Raw genomic sequence first — 19,710 nt, forward strand, 5'->3', positions numbered from 1 at the left:
TTGCAGGCCTCTCCGCGTCTCGGATATAGCGACGCGTCAAAAAAGAGAGAGGATTCGCATGCGAAACATCACGATGATTCTGGCCGGGTGCGCTGCGCTCGTCGCGCTCAGCATTCTGTTCGGCTCCTGGTTCACCGTCGATCAGGGGGAGCGCGGCGTGATCCTGCGCTACGGCGCCATTTCCGGCACGGCCGAGCCGGGTCTCGGCTTCAAGCTGCCCTTCATCGATTCGATCGTGCGCGTGTCCGTGCAGTCCAAGGCGGTGGTCTATGAAAAGATGGAAGCTTACAGCCGCGACCAGCAGCCGGCCGAGATTCGTCTTTCGGTGAACTATCGCATCCCCACCGACCGCGTGCAGGAAGTCTACGCCACCTATGGCGGGGAGGACGGGCTTCTGTCGCGCCTGATCGAGCGCAAGGTCTTCGAGGAGACGAAGACGGTGTTCGGCCGCTTCAATGCGGTGACGGCGATCCAGGAGCGCGGACGGCTGAACGCGGAGATCGCCTCCGCCATCCAGCAGGGCGTCTCCGGCCCCGTCCTTATCGATAGCGTTCAGATCGAGAACATCGATTTTTCGGATGCCTACGAGGCAAGCATCGAGCAGCGCATGCTGGCCGAGGTCGAGGTGCAGCGCCTGCGGCAGAACGCCGAGCGCGAGAAGGTGCAGGCGGAAATCACGGTGACGCAGGCGCGCGCCCAGGCCGATGCGCGGCGTGCGGAGGCCCAGGCGCAGGCCGATGCCGTCAGGCTGGCGGCGCAGGCCGAATCGGAAGCGATCCGCCTGCGCGGCGAGGCGGAGGCCGAAGCGATCAAGGCGCGGGGCGACGCGCTGAAGGACAATCCCGGCCTCGTGGCGCTGACACAGGCGGAGAAATGGGATGGCCAGCTGCCGCGCACCATGCTGCCGGGCGGCGCCGTTCCCATGCTCAACCTCAACCCGAATTGAGGGTTCAATCCAAGGCGACAAAGGTGCAGGCGCGGTTTTGGCCCGCGCCTGCGGCGAAACGCCCCGAATGCCACCCTTCATGAAATCGTAACGATTTAAACGGCTTCCCGCGGGCTTTCGCCGCTCCTGTCTCAAAAGCGAAGATTGATTGCGGCGAAAGCGGGACAAAGCCTTGCGCGGGGGCGCTCGCTGCGCTAACGACAGGGCGTTGCAACATACTTTATCGGCTTGCAGGTCTTGAACCAACAGGCGTCTCTCCGGCGCCGATCGCAGGCAGGATGGACGCCAATGACTGAACTTCTCGGTTCCTATATTCCGATCGCCATCTTCATCGGTATCGCGCTTGTGATCGGCCTTGCGCTGCTGGTCGCGCCGTTTGCCGTCGCATACAAGGCCCCTGATTCGGAAAAGCTTTCCGCCTACGAGTGCGGCTTCAACGCTTTTGACGATGCGCGCATGAAATTCGACATCCGCTTCTATCTGGTGTCGATCCTCTTCATCATCTTCGACCTCGAAGTGGCCTTCCTCTTCCCCTGGGCCGTTTCCTTCGGCGACCTGGGCTGGTTCGGCTTCTGGTCGATGATGGTTTTCCTCGGTGTCCTGACCATCGGCTTTATCTACGAATGGAAGAAGGGAGCACTCGAATGGGAGTAGCATCCAACACGCTCGTCGCGCCGCAGCCGAAGGGGATCATCGATCCCTCGACCGGCAAGCCCATTGGCAGCAACGATGCCTTCTTCGGCGAGATCAACAACGAGCTCGCCGACAAGGGTTTTCTCGTCACCTCCACGGATGAGCTCATCACCTGGGCCCGTACCGGCTCGCTGATGTGGATGACCTTCGGCCTGGCCTGCTGCGCCGTCGAGATGATGCAGCTTTCCATGCCGCGTTACGACGTGGAGCGCTTCGGCTTTGCGCCGCGCGCCAGCCCGCGCCAGTCCGACGTCATGATCGTCGCCGGCACGCTGACCAACAAGATGGCGCCCGCGCTCCGCAAGGTCTACGACCAGATGCCGGAACCGCGCTACGTCATCTCGATGGGCTCCTGCGCCAACGGCGGCGGCTACTATCATTATTCCTACTCGGTGGTGCGCGGCTGTGACCGCGTGGTGCCGGTCGACATCTATGTACCAGGCTGTCCTCCCACGGCGGAAGCGCTCCTCTACGGCGTGCTCCTGCTGCAGAAGAAGATCCGCCGGACCGGTACGATCGAGCGTTAAGGGCAGGGGACTTTAGATATGAGCGAAGCTCTGCGGGAGCTCTCCTCCCACATCGGCGAAGTCGCCGGCGGCCTGGTGTCGTCCGCCGACATCGCCTATGGCGAACTCACCCTGAAGACCGACGGCGCGCGCGTCGTCGAGCTTCTGACCTTCCTGCGCGATGACGTGCAGTGCGGTTTCGTCAATCTCATCGATATCTGCGGCGTCGACTGGCCGGCGCGCGCCGAGCGCTTCGACGTGGTCTACCACCTCCTGTCGCCGCGCCAGAACCTGCGCATCCGCGTCAAGGTCGCGACCGGCGAGGACGTTCCCGTTCCCTCGGCCTGTTCCGTCTATCCGGGCGCCGACTGGTTCGAGCGCGAAGCCTACGACATGTACGGCATCCTCTTCACCGGCCACCCGGACCTGCGCCGCATCCTCACCGACTACGGTTTCGAGGGGCACCCGCTGCGCAAGGACTTCCCGACGACCGGTTTCGTGGAAGTGCGCTATGACGACGAGGTCAAGCGCGTCGTGTACGAACCGGTCGAACTGAAGCAGGAATTCCGTAACTTCGACTTCCTCTCCCCCTGGGAAGGCACGGACTACGTGCTGCCGGGGGATGAGAAGGCGAAGACGAACTGATTTTGGGTCACGTAGCCCGATAGGGCGCCGGCCTCTGGAGCAAGCGGTATGAACGAGCACAACGTTCGCAATTTCAACATCAACTTCGGCCCGCAGCATCCTGCGGCGCACGGGGTTCTCCGTCTGGTTCTTGAACTCGACGGCGAAATCGTCGAGCGCGTCGATCCGCATATCGGCCTGCTGCACCGTGGCACCGAGAAGCTGATCGAGACGAAGACCTATCTTCAGGCCGTTCCCTATTTCGACCGCCTCGACTACGTCGCGCCGATGAACCAGGAACATGCCTTCGCGCTGGCCGTCGAGAAGCTGACGGGCACGGAAGTTCCGATCCGCGGGCAGCTGATCCGCGTGCTCTATTCGGAGATCGGCCGCATCCTGTCGCATCTGCTCAACGTCACGACCCAGGCCATGGACGTCGGCGCGCTGACGCCGCCGCTCTGGGGTTTCGAAGAGCGCGAAAAGCTGATGGTGTTCTACGAGCGTGCCTGCGGCGCGCGCATGCACTCGGCCTATATCCGTCCGGGTGGCGTGCATCAGGACCTGCCGCACGAGCTGGTGGAAGATATCGGCAAGTGGATCGACCCGTTCCTGAAGACCGTCGACGATATCGACGCGCTTCTGACAGGCAACCGCATCTTCAAGCAGCGCAACGTCGATATCGGCGTCGTGAAGCTGGAAGACTGCTGGGCCTGGGGCTTCTCGGGCGTGATGGTGCGTGGCTCGGGCGCGGCCTGGGACCTGCGTCGCTCGCAGCCCTACGAGTGCTATTCCGACCTCGACTTCGATATTCCGATCGGCAAGAACGGCGACTGCTACGATCGTTACGTCATCCGCATGATCGAGATGCGCGAATCGGCGAAGATCATGCGCCAGTGCGTCGACCGCCTGCTCGGCGACGCCAAGGTCGGCCCGGTCTCCTCCATCGACGGCAAGATGGTTCCGCCGAAGCGCGGCCAAATGAAGCGTTCGATGGAAGCGCTCATCCACCACTTCAAGCTCTATACCGAAGGCTATCACGTGCCGGCGGGCGAGGTGTATGCGGCCGTCGAAGCGCCGAAGGGCGAATTCGGCGTCTATCTCGTCGCCGACGGCACCAACAAGCCGTATCGCTGCAAGATCCGCGCCCCGGGCTATGCCCACCTGCAGGCGATGGATTTCATCTGTCGTGGCCACCAGCTTGCCGACGTCTCGGCGATCCTGGGCTCGCTGGATATCGTGTTCGGCGAGGTTGACCGCTGATGCCGAAAGCCGCCCTTGCCATCGTCGCCGCTGTCCTGACCGCCGTGCCTGCGCTTGCGCAGGAGGGCGGCGAGGGCAACGCGTCGTCGACGATCGGCCAACTGGCGGGGCAGGGCTATGAGATCAAGGCGGCGGCGCCGAATGGCAGCCGTTACGTCCTATTCATGCAGAAAGAGAAGTCTGTCTACGCCTGCGAGTTCGTCAACACGACGAGAACGCAGTGCCGGCAGATTAACTGAGACAAGGCGTTACAGAATGTCCGTTCGTCGACTAGCCGATGATAATGTTCAGCCCGCCAGCTTCGCCTTCACCGAGGAGAATGCGGCTTGGGCCAGGGCGACCATCAACAAGTATCCGCAGGGCCGCCAGCAGTCGGCCGTGATCCCGCTGCTCATGCGGGCGCAGGAACAGGATGGCTGGGTCACCAAGGCGGCGATCGAATCCGTCGCCGACATGCTCGACATGGCCTATATCCGCGTGCTCGAAGTCGCGACCTTCTACACGCAGTTCCAGCTTCTGCCGGTCGGCACGCGCGCCCATATCCAGGTCTGCGGCACGACGCCCTGCATGCTGCGCGGCGCGGAAGAGTTGATCAATGTCTGCAAGAAGCGCATCCATCCGGAGCCCTTCCACCGCAACGAGAGCGGCACGCTGTCCTGGGAAGAGGTCGAGTGTCAGGGCGCCTGCGTCAACGCGCCGATGATCATGATCTTCAAGGACAGCTACGAAGACCTGACGCCCGAGCGGCTGGAGACCATCATCGACCGTTTCGACGCGGGCGAGGGCGCCGAAGTGGCGACCGGTCCGCAGATCGAGCGCGTCTTCTCCGCACCGGCCGGCGGCCTCACCAGCCTCACCGCGTCGGACGCCGCCGTCGGCAAGACGGCGCCGCGCAGCCGCAAGACGGCGGATGAGAGCGTCAGCGTTCCCCCGTCGAATGCCGCCAAGCCGAAGACGGACGCCGCTGAAACCGATCCGACGGTCAAGACGCCGCTGACGGCCAAGGCGGAAGCCGCCGCCAACGCCAAGGTAAAGGGCGAAACGCGCGCCGAGGGTGGCGACGCCGACGAAAAGCAGCCGGCGGCTGCCGGCGCCAAGCCGTCGCTGAACGACAAGAACCGTCCGGCCGGCATCGAGCGCCCGGCCACGGTCGACGACCTCAAGCTGATCTCCGGCGTCGGCCCGAAGATCGAAGGCACCCTGCACGAACTCGGCATCTTCACCTTTGCGCAGGTCGCGTCCTGGAAGAAGGCCGAGCGCGAGTGGGTCGACGGCTATCTGAACTTCAAGGGCCGCATCGAGCGCGACGACTGGGTCAAGCAGGCCAAGGCGCTCGCCAAGGGCGGCGAAGCGGAGTACATCCGCGTTTTCGGCAAGAAGCCGCGGTAAAGAGGTGAACCATGCTTAAAGATCAGGATCGCATCTTCACCAATATCTACGGCACCAAGGACAGGTCGCTGAAAGGCGCCATGGCCCGTGGCCAGTGGGACGGCACCAAGCAGCTTCTCGAAAAGGGCCGCGACTGGATCATCAACGAGATCAAGGCGTCCGGCCTGCGCGGCCGCGGCGGCGCCGGCTTCCCGACCGGTCTCAAATGGTCCTTCATGCCGAAGGAATCCGACGGCCGCCCGCACTATCTCGTCGTGAACGCCGACGAATCCGAGCCCGGCACCTGCAAGGACCGCGATATCCTGCGCCACGATCCGCATACGCTGATCGAGGGCTGCGTCGTCGCATCCTTCGCCATGGGGGCCCATGCCGCCTATATCTATGTGCGCGGCGAGTTCATCCGCGAGCGCGAGGCGCTTCAGGCGGCCATCGACGAGTGCTACGACGCGGGCCTGCTCGGCAAGAACAACAAGCTGGGCTATGACATCGATGTCTTCGTCCACCACGGCGCCGGCGCCTATATCTGCGGCGAAGAGACCGCGTTGCTCGAAAGCCTCGAGGGCAAGAAGGGCCAGCCGCGCCTGAAGCCGCCATTCCCGGCCAATATGGGCCTCTACGGTTGCCCGACGACCGTCAACAACGTCGAGTCGATCGCCGTCACCCCGACGATCCTGCGCCGCGGCGCCGGCTGGTTCTCCTCGTTCGGCCGCCCGAACAATGTCGGCACCAAGCTGTTCATGATGTCGGGCCACGTCAACACGCCCTGCACCGTCGAGGAAAGCATGGGCATCTCCTTCAAGGAGATGGTCGAGAAGCACGGCGGCGGCATTCGCGGCGGCTGGGACAACCTGCTGGCTGTCATTCCCGGCGGCGCATCCTGCCCGGTCGTCAAGGCCGAGGACATGATGAACGTCACGCTCGACTTCGACGGCCTGCGCGAGGTGAAGTCCTCGTTCGGCACCGGCGGCATGATCATCATGGATCGCTCCACCGACATCATCAAGGCGATCTGGCGCATCTCGGCCTTCTTCAAGCACGAGAGCTGCGGCCAGTGCACGCCCTGCCGCGAAGGCACGGGCTGGATGATGCGCGTGATGGAGCGCATGGTGCGCGGCAACGCGCAGAAGCGCGAGATCGACATGCTGTTCGACGTCACCAAGCAGATCGAAGGTCACACGATCTGCGCGCTTGGCGACGCGGCCGCCTGGCCGATCCAGGGCCTCATCCGCAATTTCCGCCCCGAGATCGAGGCGCGGATCGACCAGTACACCGCCAATGCCATGGCGCATGGCGCGGTGCTGGAAGCAGCGGAGTAAGACGATGAAGACGCCGGCCGGACAGGATGGAAATGCCACCAATGTCCCGCCGGCCGAAGCGGCCGGCGACGACCCCTTCGGGATGGCGCAGTGGTTGAAGGATGTGCCCGATGTGCCGCTGCATCCGCTGATGGCGCATCCGGTCGCGGCGATGGCCGCGACGGCGGCGATCGGCTTCGGGCTTGCCGGCCAGATGGCCGGCGCGATGCTGGGGCTGATGCAGGGGGCCGCGGGACAGGCCAAGGCGGCGCTGGACGAGGCGGCGGATCTGGCCGCCAGGGCCAAGGCTGAGCCGGTCGGGGCAAAGCCGGTGCTGAGGGTGGTGCCGAAGGAACCGGTGGCGAAGGCGCAAACGCCCGCCGTCGAACGGAAGGCGAAGGTGGCGCGGGACAAGACCGCGACGCCGAAGCCGGCGGACGAAAAGCCGGTGCGCACGGCGCCGGTGAAGAAGGCCGCCAAGGCCGATGACCTGAAGATGATTTCGGGCATCGGGCCGAAGCTGGAGCAGGTGCTGAACGGCATGGGCTTCACGCGCTACGCCGACATCGCAGCCCTCGGGGACGCGGATGTCGCAAGGATCGAGGCCGAACTCGGCGCTGGCGGGCGGATTGCCCGCGATGGCTGGGTGGAGCAGGCAAGGACGCTGGCGAAGGGCAGGGGAAAGACCCGCCCGGACCGGCAGTAGAAACGAAGGCAAAGGACCGGGTCACGTCCCGGGCCGAAGGCCGGAGAGAGAATGGCGCTGGTGAGACGCGGTTTCGCGTCAAAGCGGGATTGAGATATGGCAAAGCTGATCGTCGACGGAAAAGAAATCGAAGTCCCTGACCACTTCACGCTGCTTCAGGCGTGCGAGGAGGCGGGCGCCGAAGTTCCGCGCTTCTGTTTCCACGAGCGGCTTTCGGTCGCCGGCAACTGCCGCATGTGCCTCGTCGAGGTGAAGGGCGGCCCGCCGAAGCCGGCGGCCTCCTGCGCCATGGGCGTGCGCGACCTGCGGCCGGGCCCGAACGGCGAACCGCCGGAAGTCTTCACGACCACGCCGATGGTCAAGAAGGCGCGCGAAGGCGTGATGGAGTTCCTGCTCATCAACCACCCGCTGGATTGCCCGATCTGCGACCAGGGCGGCGAATGCGACCTGCAGGACCAGGCGATGGCCTTCGGCATCGATTCGTCGCGCTACGCTGAGAACAAGCGCGCGGTCGAGGACAAGTATATCGGCCCGCTCGTCAAGACGATCATGAACCGCTGCATTCACTGCACGCGCTGCGTTCGTTTCACGACCGAGGTCGCCGGCATCACCGAGCTCGGCCTGATCGGCCGCGGTGAAGACGCCGAGATCACCACCTATCTCGAGCAGGCGATGACCTCGGAGCTCCAGGGCAACGTCGTCGACCTCTGCCCGGTCGGCGCGCTGACCTCCAAGCCCTTCGCCTTCACGGCCCGTCCGTGGGAGCTGAACAAGACCGAATCCATCGACGTCATGGACGCCGTCGGCTCGGCCATCCGCGTCGATACGCGCGGTCGCGAAGTCATGCGCATCCTGCCGCGCGTCAACGAAGAGATCAACGAAGAGTGGATCTCCGACAAGACCCGCTTCATCTGGGACGGCCTGAAGACCCAGCGTCTCGACCGTCCGTATGTCCGCAAGGACGGCCGCTTGCAGCCCGCCTCCTGGGCCGAGGCCTTCGGCGCCATCAAGGCAGCCGTTGCCGGCAAGCCGGGCGACCGCATCGGCGCCATCGCCGGCGATCTGGCCTCCGTCGAGGAAATCTACGCGCTGCGCGAGCTGATGACCTCGCTCGGTTCCGTGAACATCGATTGCCGCCAGGACGGTTCGGTGCTCGACCCGTCGCTCGGCCGTGCAAGCTATATCTTCAACCCGACCATCGAAGGCATCGAGCAGGCCGACGCGCTGCTCATCGTCGGCTCCAACCCGCGCCTCGAAGCCGCCGTGCTCAACGCCCGCATCCGCAAGCGCTGGCGCATGGACAACTTCCCGATCGGCGTGATCGGCGAGCAGGGCGAACTGCGCTACGGCTACGAATATCTCGGCGCCGGCACGGACACGCTGTCCGGCCTCCTCAACGGTTCGATCTCGTTTGCCGAAACGCTGAAGAAGGCCGAGCGTCCGATGATCATCGTCGGCCAGGGCGCGCTGTCGCGCGCCGATGGGCTGGCCGTTCTCTCGGCCGTCTCGGCGCTTGCGGAGACTGTCGGTGCGGTCACGGCCGGCTGGAACGGCCTTGCCGTGCTGCACACCGCCGCTGCCCGCGTCGGTGCGCTCGACCTCGGCTTCGTGCCGGGCGAGGGCGGCAAGGCGGCCGCCGAGATGCTTGACGGCACCGACGTGCTCTTCCTGCTCGGCGCCGACGAGATGGACTTCGCGAAGAAGTCCGCCTTCACCGTCTATATCGGCTCGCATGGCGACAACGCGGCGCATGTCGCCGATGTCATCCTGCCGGGCGCGACCTATACCGAGAAGTCGGGCACCTGGGTCAACACGGAAGGCCGCGTCCAGATGGGCAACCGCGCCGGCTTCGCACCGGGCGACGCCCGCGAGGACTGGGCGATCCTGCGTGCGCTTTCCGACGTTCTCGGCAAGAAGCTGCCGTTCGATTCGCTCGTCCAGCTGCGTGCAAAACTCTATGCCGCGCACCCGCATTTCGCCGCGATCGACGAGATCGCACCGGGCGAAATCGCCGATCTCTCGGCCCTTGCGAAAAAAGGCGGGACGATGGCGAATTCCGGGTTTGCGTCTCCGATCAAAGACTTCTATTTGACGAACCCGATAGCGCGCGCCTCCGCGGTCATGGCCGAATGCTCGGCGCTTGCCCGCAACAATTTCAAAGCCGCGGCGGAATGAGCGCGAAGGAATAAGACGTTATGGACGCTTTCATTTCGACCTATGTCTGGCCCGGCCTCATCATCGTGGCCCAGTCGCTTCTGCTGCTGGTGCTGCTTCTGGTGTCGATCGCCTTCATCCTTCTGGCAGACCGCAAGATCTGGGCGGCCGTTCAGCTGCGCCGCGGCCCGAACGTCGTCGGCCCCTTCGGCCTGCTGCAGTCCTTCGCCGACCTTCTGAAGTTCGTCTTCAAGGAGCCGGTCATCCCGGCAACGGCCAACAAGGTCATCTTCCTGCTGGCCCCGCTCGTTTCGGTGACGCTGGCGCTGGCGACCTGGGCGGTGATCCCGGTCAACGACGGCTGGATGATCGCCAACATCAATGTCGGCATCCTCTACATCTTCGCGATCTCGTCGCTCGAAGTGTACGGCATCATCATGGGCGGCTGGGCTTCGAACTCGAAGTACCCGTTCCTCGGCGCGCTGCGTTCGGCCGCACAGATGGTGTCCTATGAAGTGTCGATCGGCTTCGTCATCGTCACCGTGTTGCTCTGCGTCGGTTCGCTGAACCTGTCGGATATCGTCAACGCGCAGAGCGACGGTCTCGGCACGCGCCTCGGCCTGCCGCCGTCGTTCCTCGACTGGCACTGGCTGGCGCTGTTCCCGATGTTCGTGGTCTTCTTCATCTCGGCGCTGGCCGAGACGAACCGCCCGCCTTTCGACCTTCCGGAAGCGGAATCCGAACTCGTCGCCGGCTTCATGGTCGAGTACGGCTCCACCCCGTACATGATGTTCATGCTCGGCGAATATGCCGCCATCTGCCTGATGTGCGCGCTGACCACGATCCTCTTCCTCGGCGGCTGGCTGCCTCCGGTCGACGTCTGGTTCCTGAACTGGGTTCCCGGCATCGTATGGTTCGTCCTGAAGGCGCTTCTCGTCTTCTTCATGTTCGCGATGGTGAAGGCCTTCGTGCCGCGCTACCGCTACGACCAGCTCATGCGTCTCGGCTGGAAGATCTTCCTTCCGATCTCGCTTGCCATGGTCGTCATTACCGCATTCGTGCTGAAGCTCACGGGCTGGTCGCCATGATGACCGTCTCCCGCCTCAGCAGCATTGGAGCTTGAAATGGCTAGTCTTTCGCAAGCCGTAAATTCGCTGTTCCTCAAGGAATTCGTCGGCGCGTTCTTCCTGTCGATGCGCTACTTCTTCCGCCCGAAGGCAACGGTGAACTATCCCTTCGAAAAGGGCCCGGTCTCTCCGCGCTTCCGCGGCGAGCATGCGCTGCGCCGTTACCCGAACGGTGAAGAGCGCTGCATCGCCTGCAAGCTGTGCGAGGCGATCTGTCCTGCCCAGGCCATCACCATCGAGGCCGGTCCGCGCCGCAACGACGGCACCCGCCGCACGGTGCGCTACGACATCGACATGGTGAAGTGCATCTATTGCGGCTTCTGCCAGGAAGCCTGCCCGGTCGACGCCATCGTCGAAGGTCCGAACTTCGAGTTCTCGACCGAGACGCGCGAAGAGCTCTACTACGACAAGCAGAAGCTCCTCGAGAACGGCGATCGCTGGGAGCGGGAAATCGCCCGCAACATCGCGATGGACTCGCCTTACCGCTGATCGGCGGGGCGTATTGAATTTCAAGTGCCTGACGAGAGGGTCGTCAGGCTTCGACGGGGAGGGGGGACCTTCTCCGGGGAAGACGAAAAGGCACCAAAATGGGTCTGCAGGCTCTATTCTTCTATCTGTTCGCCTTCGTGGCGGTGGCGTCCGCCTTCATGGTGATCGCGTCGAGGAACCCGGTTTATTCCGTGCTGTTCCTGATCCTCACCTTCTTCAACGCGGCGGGCCTGTTCCTTTTGACGGGCGCCGAGTTCCTGGCGATGATCCTGCTGGTCGTCTATGTCGGCGCCGTCGCGGTTCTCTTCCTCTTCGTCGTCATGATGCTGGACATCGACTTCGCCGCCTTGCGTGCGGGCGTGCTTGAATATGCACCGGTCGGCGCGCTCATCGGCGTCATCCTGGCCATCGAGCTCATCGTCGTCATCGGCGGTTCGACGCTTTCGCCGGAAATCGCCTCGAACATCTCCATGCCGATCCCGCCGGTGGCGGAACGGACCAACACGGCAGCGCTCGGCGACGTGCTCTATACGCACTACGTCTATTTCTTCCAGATCGCCGGCCTCGTGCTGCTCGTCGCCATGATCGGCGCGATCGTGCTGACGCTGCGCCACAAGCCAAACATCAAGCGCCAGAACATCTCGCAGCAGGTTGCCCGTACGCCGGAAACCGCCGTCGAGGTGGTCAAGGTGAAGCCCGGGCAGGGCATCTGAGGCCGCGCGGACAAGGAAAAGCATCATGGAAATCGGTATTTCCCACTATCTCACGGTCAGCGCCATCCTCTTCACCCTCGGCGTCTTCGGCATCTTCCTCAACCGGAAGAACGTCATCGTCATCCTGATGTCGATCGAACTGATCCTGCTTGCGGTCAACATCAACATGATCGCGTTCTCGGCGTTCCTGAACGACATCGTCGGCCAGGTCTTCGCGCTGTTCATTCTGACCGTCGCGGCTGCGGAAGCGGCCATCGGTCTTGCAATTCTCGTCGTCTTCTATCGTAACCGCGGTTCGATCGCCGTCGAAGACGTCAACGTGATGAAGGGCTGATCGGGTCATGGATACCATCATCAAGGCAATCGTCTTTCTTCCGCTGATCGGCTTCCTGATCGCCGGCATCGGCGGCAACGCCATCGGCGCCAAGGCATCGGAATACGTCACGTCCGGGTTCATGATCATCGCCGCCGTGCTGTCGTGGATCGTCTTCTTCGACGTCGCCATGGGCGAGACGGAGATGATCAAGGTCAGCGTGCTGCGCTGGATCCAGTCCGGCAACCTCGATGTCGAATGGGCGTTCCGCGTCGATACGCTGACGGCCGTGATGTTCGTCGTGGTCAACACGGTCTCGACGCTCGTGCACATCTACTCGATCGGCTACATGCACCACGATCCGCATCGGCCGCGCTTCTTCGCCTATCTCTCGCTCTTCACCTTCGCCATGCTCATGCTGGTGACGGCCGACAACCTGCTGCAGATGTTCTTCGGCTGGGAAGGCGTGGGTCTGGCGTCCTATCTGCTGATCGGTTTCTGGTACAAGAAGCCCTCGGCCAGCGCGGCCGCCATGAAGGCGTTCATCGTCAACCGCGTCGGTGACTTCGGCTTCATTCTCGGCATTTCCTGCGTCTTCGTGCTGTTCGGCTCGATCAATTTCGAAACGATCTTCGCGACCGCCGCCACCTATCTGCCGGCCGAAGGCGCTGCGGATGCCGCTGAACCCGTCATCAACCTGTTCGGCATGTCGCTCGACAAGTCGCATGCGCTGACGGCCACCTGCCTGCTGCTCTTCATGGGCGCGATGGGCAAGTCGGCGCAGTTCCTGCTGCACACCTGGCTTCCGGACGCCATGGAAGGCCCGACCCCGGTTTCGGCCCTCATCCATGCCGCGACCATGGTCACCGCAGGCGTCTTCCTCGTCGCCCGCATGTCGCCGGTCTTCGAACTGTCGCATGATGCCCTGATGGTCGTCACGCTCGTCGGCGCGATCACGGCCTTCTTCGCCGCGACCGTCGGCCTCGTGCAGAACGACATCAAGCGCGTGATCGCCTACTCGACCTGCTCGCAGCTCGGCTACATGTTCGTGGCGCTCGGCATCGGCGCCTATGGCGCGGCCGTCTTCCACCTGTTCACGCACGCCTTCTTCAAGGCCCTGCTGTTCCTCGGCGCGGGTTCCGTCATCCACGCCGTCGATGGCGAGCAGGACATGCGCTACATGGGCGGCCTGCGCAAGCACATCCCAATCACCTTCTGGATGATGACGATCGGCACGCTCGCGCTGACCGGCGTCGGCATCCCGGGCACGGTCATCGGCTTCGCCGGCTTCTTCTCGAAGGATGCGATCATCGAATCGACCTTCGCGTCGCACAGCCCGATCGCCGGCTTCGCCTTCGTGCTCCTGGTCATCGCCGCGCTCTTCACGAGCTTCTATTCCTGGCGCCTGGCTTTCATGACCTTCTTCGGCAAGCCGCGCGCATCCGCAGACGTCATGCACCACGTGCACGAATCGCCGGCCGTGATGCTGATCCCGCTCTACATTCTGGGCGTGGGCGCGATCTTCGCCGGTGTGATCTTCGTCGAATATTTCTTCGGCCATCACTACGGCGAGTTCTGGCAGGGCGCTCTGTTCACGCTGCCGGGCAACGACCTCGTCAACGAGTACCACCACGTCCCGCTGTGGGTGAAGTGGAGCCCGTTCGCCGCCATGGCACTCGGCTTCGTCACCGCCTGGTACATGTACATCCGCTCGCCGGAGACCCCGAAATATCTGGCGGAACAGCACCGCGGCCTCTACCAGTTCCTGCTCAACAAGTGGTACTTCGACGAACTGTACGATTTCCTCTTCGTGCGTTCGGCAAAGGCTCTGGGCCGGTTCCTCTGGAAGAAGGGTGACGGCGCCGTCATCGACGGTCTCGGCCCGAACGGTGTCGCCGCCCGCGTCGTCGACGTCACCGACCGTGTCGTGCGTCTCCAGACCGGTTACCTCTATCACTACGCATTCGCGATGCTGCTGGGTATTGCAGCACTCGTCACCTGGATGATGCTCGGGAGTTCCCTCTGATGACCGATTGGCCCATTCTTTCAGCGGTCACCTTTCTCCCGCTCGTCGGCGTGGCGCTTCTGCTGCTGACGCGTGAAGACAGCCCGTACGGCCGCCGCAACATCCTGAATGTCGCGCTGCTAACGACGGTCTTCACCTTCGTGCTCTCGCTCTTCATCTGGATCGGCTTCGACTATTCGAACCCCGGTTTCCAGATGACCGAGAAGCATGAATGGCTCGGCACCGGCATCTCCTACCATCTGGGCGTCGACGGCATCTCCATGCTGTTCGTCATCCTCTCGACCTTCCTGATGCCGTTCTGCGTGCTGGCGAGCTGGAACACCATCGAGAAGCGCCTGAAGGCTTACATGATCGCCTTCCTGCTTCTGGAAGTGTTCATGGTCGGCGTCTTCGTCTCGCTCGACATCGTGCTGTTCTACGTGTTCTTCGAAGCGGGCCTCATTCCGATGTTCATCATCATCGGCGTGTGGGGCGGCAAGGATCGCGTCTACGCATCCTACAAGTTCTTCCTCTACACGCTGCTCGGCTCGGTGCTGATGCTGCTCGCCATCATGGCGATGTACTGGCAGGCCGGCACGACCGACATCACGGAACTGCTCGCCTACAACTTCCCGGCCCACATGCAGACCTGGCTGTGGCTCGCCTTCTTCGCGTCCTTCGCGGTGAAGATGCCGATGTGGCCGGTGCATACCTGGCTTCCCGACGCGCACGTTCAGGCGCCGACGGCGGGTTCGGTCATCCTGGCAGGTGTGCTCCTGAAGCTCGGCGGCTACGGTTTCATCCGTTTCTCGCTCGCGATGTTCCCGCTCGCCTCGGACTATTTCGCGCCCTTCGTCTTCACGCTGTCGGTCATCGCCATCATCTACACCTCGCTGGTGGCCATGATGCAGGACGACATCAAGAAGCTGATCGCCTATTCGTCGGTCGCCCATATGGGCTACGTCACCATGGGCATCTTCGCGGCGAATGCGCAGGGCCTGCAGGGCGCCATCTTCCAGATGCTGTCGCACGGCATCGTCTCGGGCGCGCTCTTCCTCTGCGTCGGCGTGGTCTATGATCGGCTGCACACCCGCGAGATCTCGGCCTATGGCGGTCTCGTCAACAACATGCCGAAATACGCCGTCGCCTTCATGCTGTTCACCATGGCGAATGTCGGCCTTCCCGGCACGTCCGGCTTCGTCGGCGAGTTCATGACGCTGCTCGGCGTCTTCCGCGCCAACACCTGGGTTGCGCTTTTTGCGACCACCGGCGTCATCCTCTCGGCCGCCTATGCGCTCTGGCTCTACCGGCGGGTGATCTTCGGTGCGCTCGAGAAGGAAAGCCTGAAGTCGCTGCTCGATCTCTCGGGCCGTGAAAAGCTCCTGCTTTATCCGCTGGGTATCCTGACCATCTTCTTCGGTGTCTATCCGTCACCGGTCTTCGATGTGACGGCGGCTTCGGTCGACGCCCTGCTCAACCAATATTCCGCGGCTCTGCAAGCGGCGCAGCACTCTGTTGCGCTTCTGGCGAACTGACGACGGGACCCTAGACATGACTGCTGATACAATCCTCGCCAGCCTGCAGCTCTCGATGCCGGAGATCATTCTGGCCGTTGGCGCCCTGGCCCTGCTGATGATCGGTGTCTTCTCGGGCGAACGCTCCGGGACGACGGTCACGGGGCTTGCCGTCGCGCTGCTCATCATCTCCGGCCTCTGGCTGGTGCTCGCCACGGGCGAGGGCCAGGCCTATGGCGGCGCATTCATCTCAGACCCGTTCGCACGGTTCATGAAGGTGCTGGCGCTGATCGGCTCGATCACGGCCATGGTCATGACGGTCGGTCACGCGCGTTCCGACCAGCTCGACCGCTTCGAGTTCCCGGTGCTGATCGTGCTGTCGACGCTCGGCATGCTGCTGATGATCTCTGCCAACAGCCTGTTGTCGCTGTATCTGGCGCTGGAACTCCAGTCGCTCGCGCTTTATGTCGTCGCCGCCATCAACCGCGAAAGCCTGCGCTCGACGGAAGCCGGCCTGAAGTACTTCGTGCTCGGCGCGCTGTCTTCGGGCATGCTGCTCTACGGCATGTCGCTGGTCTACGGCTTCACCGGCCAGATCGGCTTCCAGGAAATCGCCTCCGCGCTGACCGCCGAGGGCCGTTCGCTCGGTCTCGTCTTCGGCCTGGTCTTCATCCTTGCCGGCCTTGCCTTCAAGATCTCCGCCGTGCCGTTCCACATGTGGACGCCGGACGTCTATGAAGGCGCGCCGACCCCGGTCACGGCCTTCTTCGCGGCCGCGCCGAAGGTCGCCGCCATGGCCATGCTCGTGCGCATCGTCATCGATGCCTTCGAGCCCGTCGTCGCCGACTGGCAGCAGGTCATCGTCTTCATCTCGATCGCCTCGATGCTGCTCGGTTCGTTCGCCGCCATCGGCCAGAAGAACATCAAGCGCCTGATGGCCTATTCCTCCATCGGCCATATGGGCTATGCGCTGGTCGGCCTTGCCGCCGGCTCCATGGCCGGTGTGCGCGGCGTCGCGCTCTACATGCTCATCTACATGGTCATGACGCTCGGTACCTTCGCCTGCATCCTTGCCATGCGCCGCAAGGAAGGCGGCAATGTCGAGGATATCAACGACCTCGCGGGTCTGTCCTCGACCAATCCCTTCATGGCGACCGTCCTGACGGTCCTCATGTTCTCGCTTGCCGGCATTCCGCCCATGGCCGGCTTCTTCGCCAAGTACTTCGTGTTCATGGCGGCGATCGAGGCGCATCTCTATGCGCTCGCCATCATCGGCGTGCTGTCGTCGGTCGTCGGCGCCTACTATTACCTGCGGGTCATCAAGGTGATGTGGTTCGACGAGCCGACCGGCGAATTCGCCCGCACCTCTGGCGAGCTGAAGCTGGTCTTCGGTCTCTCCGGCCTCTTCGTTCTCGGCTATATCCTGATCGGCGGGCCGATCGGCAACGCAGCCGAAGCGGCGGCACGGACCTTCTTTTGAGCTGGTCCGGTCATCCTCGCCTGATGTCGCTTGACGACTTCCGGCACGAGGCGCTCACGGATGTGAGTTCGACCAACACGGAATGCCTGGAGCGCGCCCGAAAGGGCGCGCTTTCCGGTCTCTGGGTGACCGCCGTGCGCCAGACCGGCGGCCGCGGGCGGCGCGGCCGAGCATGGTTCTCCGAACCCGGCAATCTCTATGCCTCGCTGCTGCTGATCGATGCGGCGCCGATGGACCGTCTCGGCTCCCTGCCGCTCGCCGTCGCCGTTGCGGTGCAGGATGCGATCAGCCGCGTGGTGCCGCTCGATGCGCCCGATGTGCTGATCAAGTGGCCCAATGACATCCTCATCGAGCGCCGCAAGGTCTGCGGCATCCTCGTGGAAGGGGAAACGCTTGCCGACGGCCGGCATGCGCTGGTCATCGGCATCGGCATCAATGTGGCCGTCGCCCCGGAGGCGGGCCTCTATCCCGTGGCGACGCTGCGCGATTTCGGCGTATCCGCTTCCCCCGACGAGCTTTTCGCCCATCTCTTCCAGTCGATGGCGAAGACACTTTCCTTGTGGGACGGCGGGCAGGGCATCGCCGTGATCATGGAACGCTGGAAGCAGGTCGCCGGCGGCATCGGCGAAAACATAACGGTCAATCTCCCGGACCGTTCGATTTCCGGGCGCTTTGCGGGAATTGATGATACAGGTCTCCTCAAGCTGGAGACGGATGACGGCGGCACGCGCTTGATCGCGGCCGGCGACGTATTTTTTGGATAGGATGTTTTGAACACGATGGCACAAGAAGACGAACTGGTGTTCCTGCCGCTTGGCGGCGTCGGCGAAATCGGCATGAACCTGGCGCTCTACGGCTACGGCCCGAAGGCCAACCGCCAGTGGATCATGGTCGATTGCGGCGTCACCTTCCCGGGACCGGATTTGCCGGGCGTCGATCTCGTCCTGCCCGATATCCGCTTCCTGGCCAAGGAACGCGACCGGCTGAAGGGCATCATCATCACCCACGCGCACGAAGATCATTACGGCGCGCTGAACGACCTGTGGCCCGGCCTCAACGTGCCGGTCTATGCATCGCCTTTCACGGCCGGCATGCTGGAGGCCAAGCGCGACTACGAGCGCAGCCGCGTCGAAATTCCCGTCACGATCTTCAAGCAGGGCGACCGCATCCATGTCGGGCCCTTCGAAATCGAGGCGATCGGTGTCAACCACTCGATCCCCGAGCCCATGTCGCTGGCGATCAAGACGCCGCTCGGCACGGTCGTCCATACCGGCGACTGGAAGATCGACCTTGAGCCGTCGCTTGGTCCGCTGACGGACGAGACGCGCTTCCGCAAGCTCGGCGACGAGGGCGTTCTGGCGCTGATCTGCGACAGCACAAACGCCCTGCGCGACGGCGTTTCGCCGTCCGAGCGCGAGGTGTCGGAAAGCCTCACCAAGATCATCGAGGCATCCGAGGGCCGGGTCGGCATCACCACCTTCTCGTCGAATGTCGGGCGCATCCGCTCGATTGCGCGCGCCGCCGAGGCCGCCGGGCGCGAGGTGCTGCTGCTCGGCAGTTCCATGAAGCGCGTGACGGATGTGGCGCGCGACATCGGCCTGATGGAAGGCATCAAACCGTTCATTGCCGAGGACGAATTCGGCTACATTCCCCGCGACAAGGTCGTGGTGATCCTCACCGGCAGCCAGGGCGAGCCGCGTGCGGCGCTGGCCAAGATCGCCCGTGACGAGATGCGCAACGTCGCCTTCACCGCCGGCGATACGATCATCTTCTCCTCGCGCGCCATTCCCGGCAATGAGAAGGCGATCAACGATATCAAGAACGGCCTGATCGAGCAGGGCATCCATATCATCACCGATTCCGAGGCGCTGGTGCACGTGTCGGGCCACCCCCGTCGCCACGAGCTGCAGCAGATGTATGGCTGGGTGCGCCCGAAGATCGTCGTGCCCGTGCACGGCGAAGCCGCCCATCTGACGGCGCATGCTGAGCTTGCGGAACAGTCCGGCATCGGCAAGGTCCCGCGCGTGCGCAATGGCGACGTCCTGAAACTTGCCCCCGGCGAGCCCGAAGTCGTCGACCACGCTCCGTTCGGCCGCATCTTCAAGGATGGCAACCTGATCGGCGATTTCGAGGAGATGGGGATCGGCGAGCGGCGCAAGCTGGCCTTCGTCGGTCACGTCGCCGTCAGCGTCCTGCTCGACAGCCGTTACGATTTCATGGGCGATCCCGAGGTCGAGCCCTTCGGCCTGCCGCAGTTCGACGACGAGGGCGAGGATATGGGCGATACGCTCTACGATGCCATCCTCGGCGCCGTCGAAAGCATTCCGCGGGCCCGCCGCAAGGATCTCGAAATGGTGCGCGAAGCGGTGCGCCGCGCGGTGCGGTCCACCGCAAACGAGATCTGGGGCAAGAAGCCCGTCGTGACGGTGTTCCTGACCAAGGTCTGATTGCCGGGCTAGCTGTTCCGATGATGCCGGATGAGGGGGCAGGCCACGC

At 63.6% G+C, this 19,710-nt stretch carries 19 protein-coding genes; all 19 read left to right on the forward strand.

From position 1 onward, the window contains the following. Positions 1-58 precede the first annotated feature (58 nt). The 19 genes from B5M41_RS21050 (at position 59) to B5M41_RS21140 (ending at position 19,661) form a co-directional block, all read left to right on the forward strand. The gene (locus tag B5M41_RS21050) at positions 59-946 is read left to right on the forward strand and encodes a prohibitin family protein (RefSeq protein WP_134652289.1); all 888 of its coding nucleotides are present in this window, start codon (positions 59-61) and stop codon (positions 944-946) included. A 288-nt stretch (positions 947-1,234) separates the two neighbouring features. Further along, on the forward strand, positions 1,235-1,600 hold the full coding sequence (locus B5M41_RS21055; RefSeq protein ID WP_134652287.1) for an NADH-quinone oxidoreductase subunit A: 366 nt from the start codon (positions 1,235-1,237) through the stop codon (positions 1,598-1,600). After that, positions 1,591-2,166, forward strand: a complete 576-nt coding sequence (locus B5M41_RS21060; RefSeq protein WP_134652285.1) for a NuoB/complex I 20 kDa subunit family protein — start codon at positions 1,591-1,593, stop codon at positions 2,164-2,166. Before B5M41_RS21055 ends, B5M41_RS21060 begins: the two co-directional genes overlap by 10 nt. Before the next feature lie 18 nt (positions 2,167-2,184). Continuing rightward, the gene (locus tag B5M41_RS21065; protein ID WP_134652283.1) at positions 2,185-2,790 is read left to right on the forward strand and encodes an NADH-quinone oxidoreductase subunit C; all 606 of its coding nucleotides are present in this window, start codon (positions 2,185-2,187) and stop codon (positions 2,788-2,790) included. Positions 2,791-2,838: 48 nt separating this feature from the next. Continuing rightward, a complete protein-coding gene (locus B5M41_RS21070; protein ID WP_134652282.1) occupies positions 2,839-4,029 on the forward strand; it encodes an NADH-quinone oxidoreductase subunit D in 1,191 nt (396 codons plus the stop codon). Then, on the forward strand, positions 4,029-4,268 hold the full coding sequence (locus B5M41_RS21075; protein ID WP_134652280.1) for a hypothetical protein: 240 nt from the start codon (positions 4,029-4,031) through the stop codon (positions 4,266-4,268). The genes B5M41_RS21070 and B5M41_RS21075 overlap by 1 nt, the downstream gene beginning before the upstream one ends. 16 nt (positions 4,269-4,284) lie before the next feature. Beyond that, the gene (locus B5M41_RS21080; RefSeq protein WP_134652278.1) at positions 4,285-5,418 is read left to right on the forward strand and encodes an NADH-quinone oxidoreductase subunit E; all 1,134 of its coding nucleotides are present in this window, start codon (positions 4,285-4,287) and stop codon (positions 5,416-5,418) included. Positions 5,419-5,429: 11 nt separating this feature from the next. Then, positions 5,430-6,734 (forward strand): NADH-quinone oxidoreductase subunit NuoF, encoded by a 1,305-nt coding sequence (gene nuoF / locus B5M41_RS21085; RefSeq protein ID WP_134652276.1) that lies wholly within the window; start codon positions 5,430-5,432, stop codon positions 6,732-6,734. 4 nt (positions 6,735-6,738) lie between these two features. Then, complete coding sequence (locus tag B5M41_RS21090) at positions 6,739-7,419, forward strand: NADH:ubiquinone oxidoreductase (RefSeq protein ID WP_134652274.1); 681 nt, start codon at positions 6,739-6,741, stop codon at positions 7,417-7,419. 96 nt (positions 7,420-7,515) lie between these two features. Next, a complete protein-coding gene (gene nuoG, locus B5M41_RS21095; protein ID WP_134652272.1) occupies positions 7,516-9,594 on the forward strand; it encodes an NADH-quinone oxidoreductase subunit NuoG in 2,079 nt (692 codons plus the stop codon). A 20-nt stretch (positions 9,595-9,614) separates the two neighbouring features. Next, entirely contained in the window at positions 9,615-10,661 is a 1,047-nt protein-coding gene (nuoH, locus tag B5M41_RS21100; RefSeq protein WP_134652270.1) for an NADH-quinone oxidoreductase subunit NuoH, read from the forward strand. Between the two features lie 36 nt (positions 10,662-10,697). Then, complete coding sequence (gene nuoI / locus B5M41_RS21105; protein WP_023513863.1) at positions 10,698-11,189, forward strand: NADH-quinone oxidoreductase subunit NuoI; 492 nt, start codon at positions 10,698-10,700, stop codon at positions 11,187-11,189. Between the two features lie 98 nt (positions 11,190-11,287). Beyond that, a complete protein-coding gene (locus B5M41_RS21110; protein ID WP_134711015.1) occupies positions 11,288-11,902 on the forward strand; it encodes an NADH-quinone oxidoreductase subunit J in 615 nt (204 codons plus the stop codon). 25 nt (positions 11,903-11,927) lie between these two features. Then, positions 11,928-12,236 carry an NADH-quinone oxidoreductase subunit NuoK gene (gene nuoK / locus B5M41_RS21115; protein WP_134650739.1) on the forward strand — a complete coding sequence of 103 codons (309 nt, stop codon included), beginning with the start codon at positions 11,928-11,930 and terminating at the stop codon, positions 12,234-12,236. 7 nt (positions 12,237-12,243) lie between these two features. Beyond that, positions 12,244-14,241 carry an NADH-quinone oxidoreductase subunit L gene (gene nuoL / locus B5M41_RS21120; RefSeq protein ID WP_134650738.1) on the forward strand — a complete coding sequence of 666 codons (1,998 nt, stop codon included), beginning with the start codon at positions 12,244-12,246 and terminating at the stop codon, positions 14,239-14,241. Continuing rightward, positions 14,241-15,755, forward strand: coding sequence for an NADH-quinone oxidoreductase subunit M (locus B5M41_RS21125; protein ID WP_134650737.1), 1,515 nt, complete (start codon positions 14,241-14,243; stop codon positions 15,753-15,755). Before nuoL ends, B5M41_RS21125 begins: the two co-directional genes overlap by 1 nt. A gap of 16 nt (positions 15,756-15,771) precedes the next feature. Then, positions 15,772-17,214 (forward strand): NADH-quinone oxidoreductase subunit NuoN, encoded by a 1,443-nt coding sequence (gene nuoN, locus B5M41_RS21130; RefSeq protein ID WP_134650736.1) that lies wholly within the window; start codon positions 15,772-15,774, stop codon positions 17,212-17,214. A 23-nt stretch (positions 17,215-17,237) separates the two neighbouring features. Further along, positions 17,238-17,978 carry a biotin--[acetyl-CoA-carboxylase] ligase gene (locus tag B5M41_RS21135; RefSeq protein WP_134650740.1) on the forward strand — a complete coding sequence of 247 codons (741 nt, stop codon included), beginning with the start codon at positions 17,238-17,240 and terminating at the stop codon, positions 17,976-17,978. Between the two features lie 15 nt (positions 17,979-17,993). Beyond that, positions 17,994-19,661, forward strand: a complete 1,668-nt coding sequence (locus tag B5M41_RS21140; RefSeq protein WP_134650735.1) for a ribonuclease J — start codon at positions 17,994-17,996, stop codon at positions 19,659-19,661. Positions 19,662-19,710: the final 49 nt, after the last annotated feature.

It is taken from the genome of Shinella sumterensis (assembly GCF_004514425.2).
GTDB lineage: Bacteria > Pseudomonadota > Alphaproteobacteria > Rhizobiales > Rhizobiaceae > Shinella > Shinella sumterensis.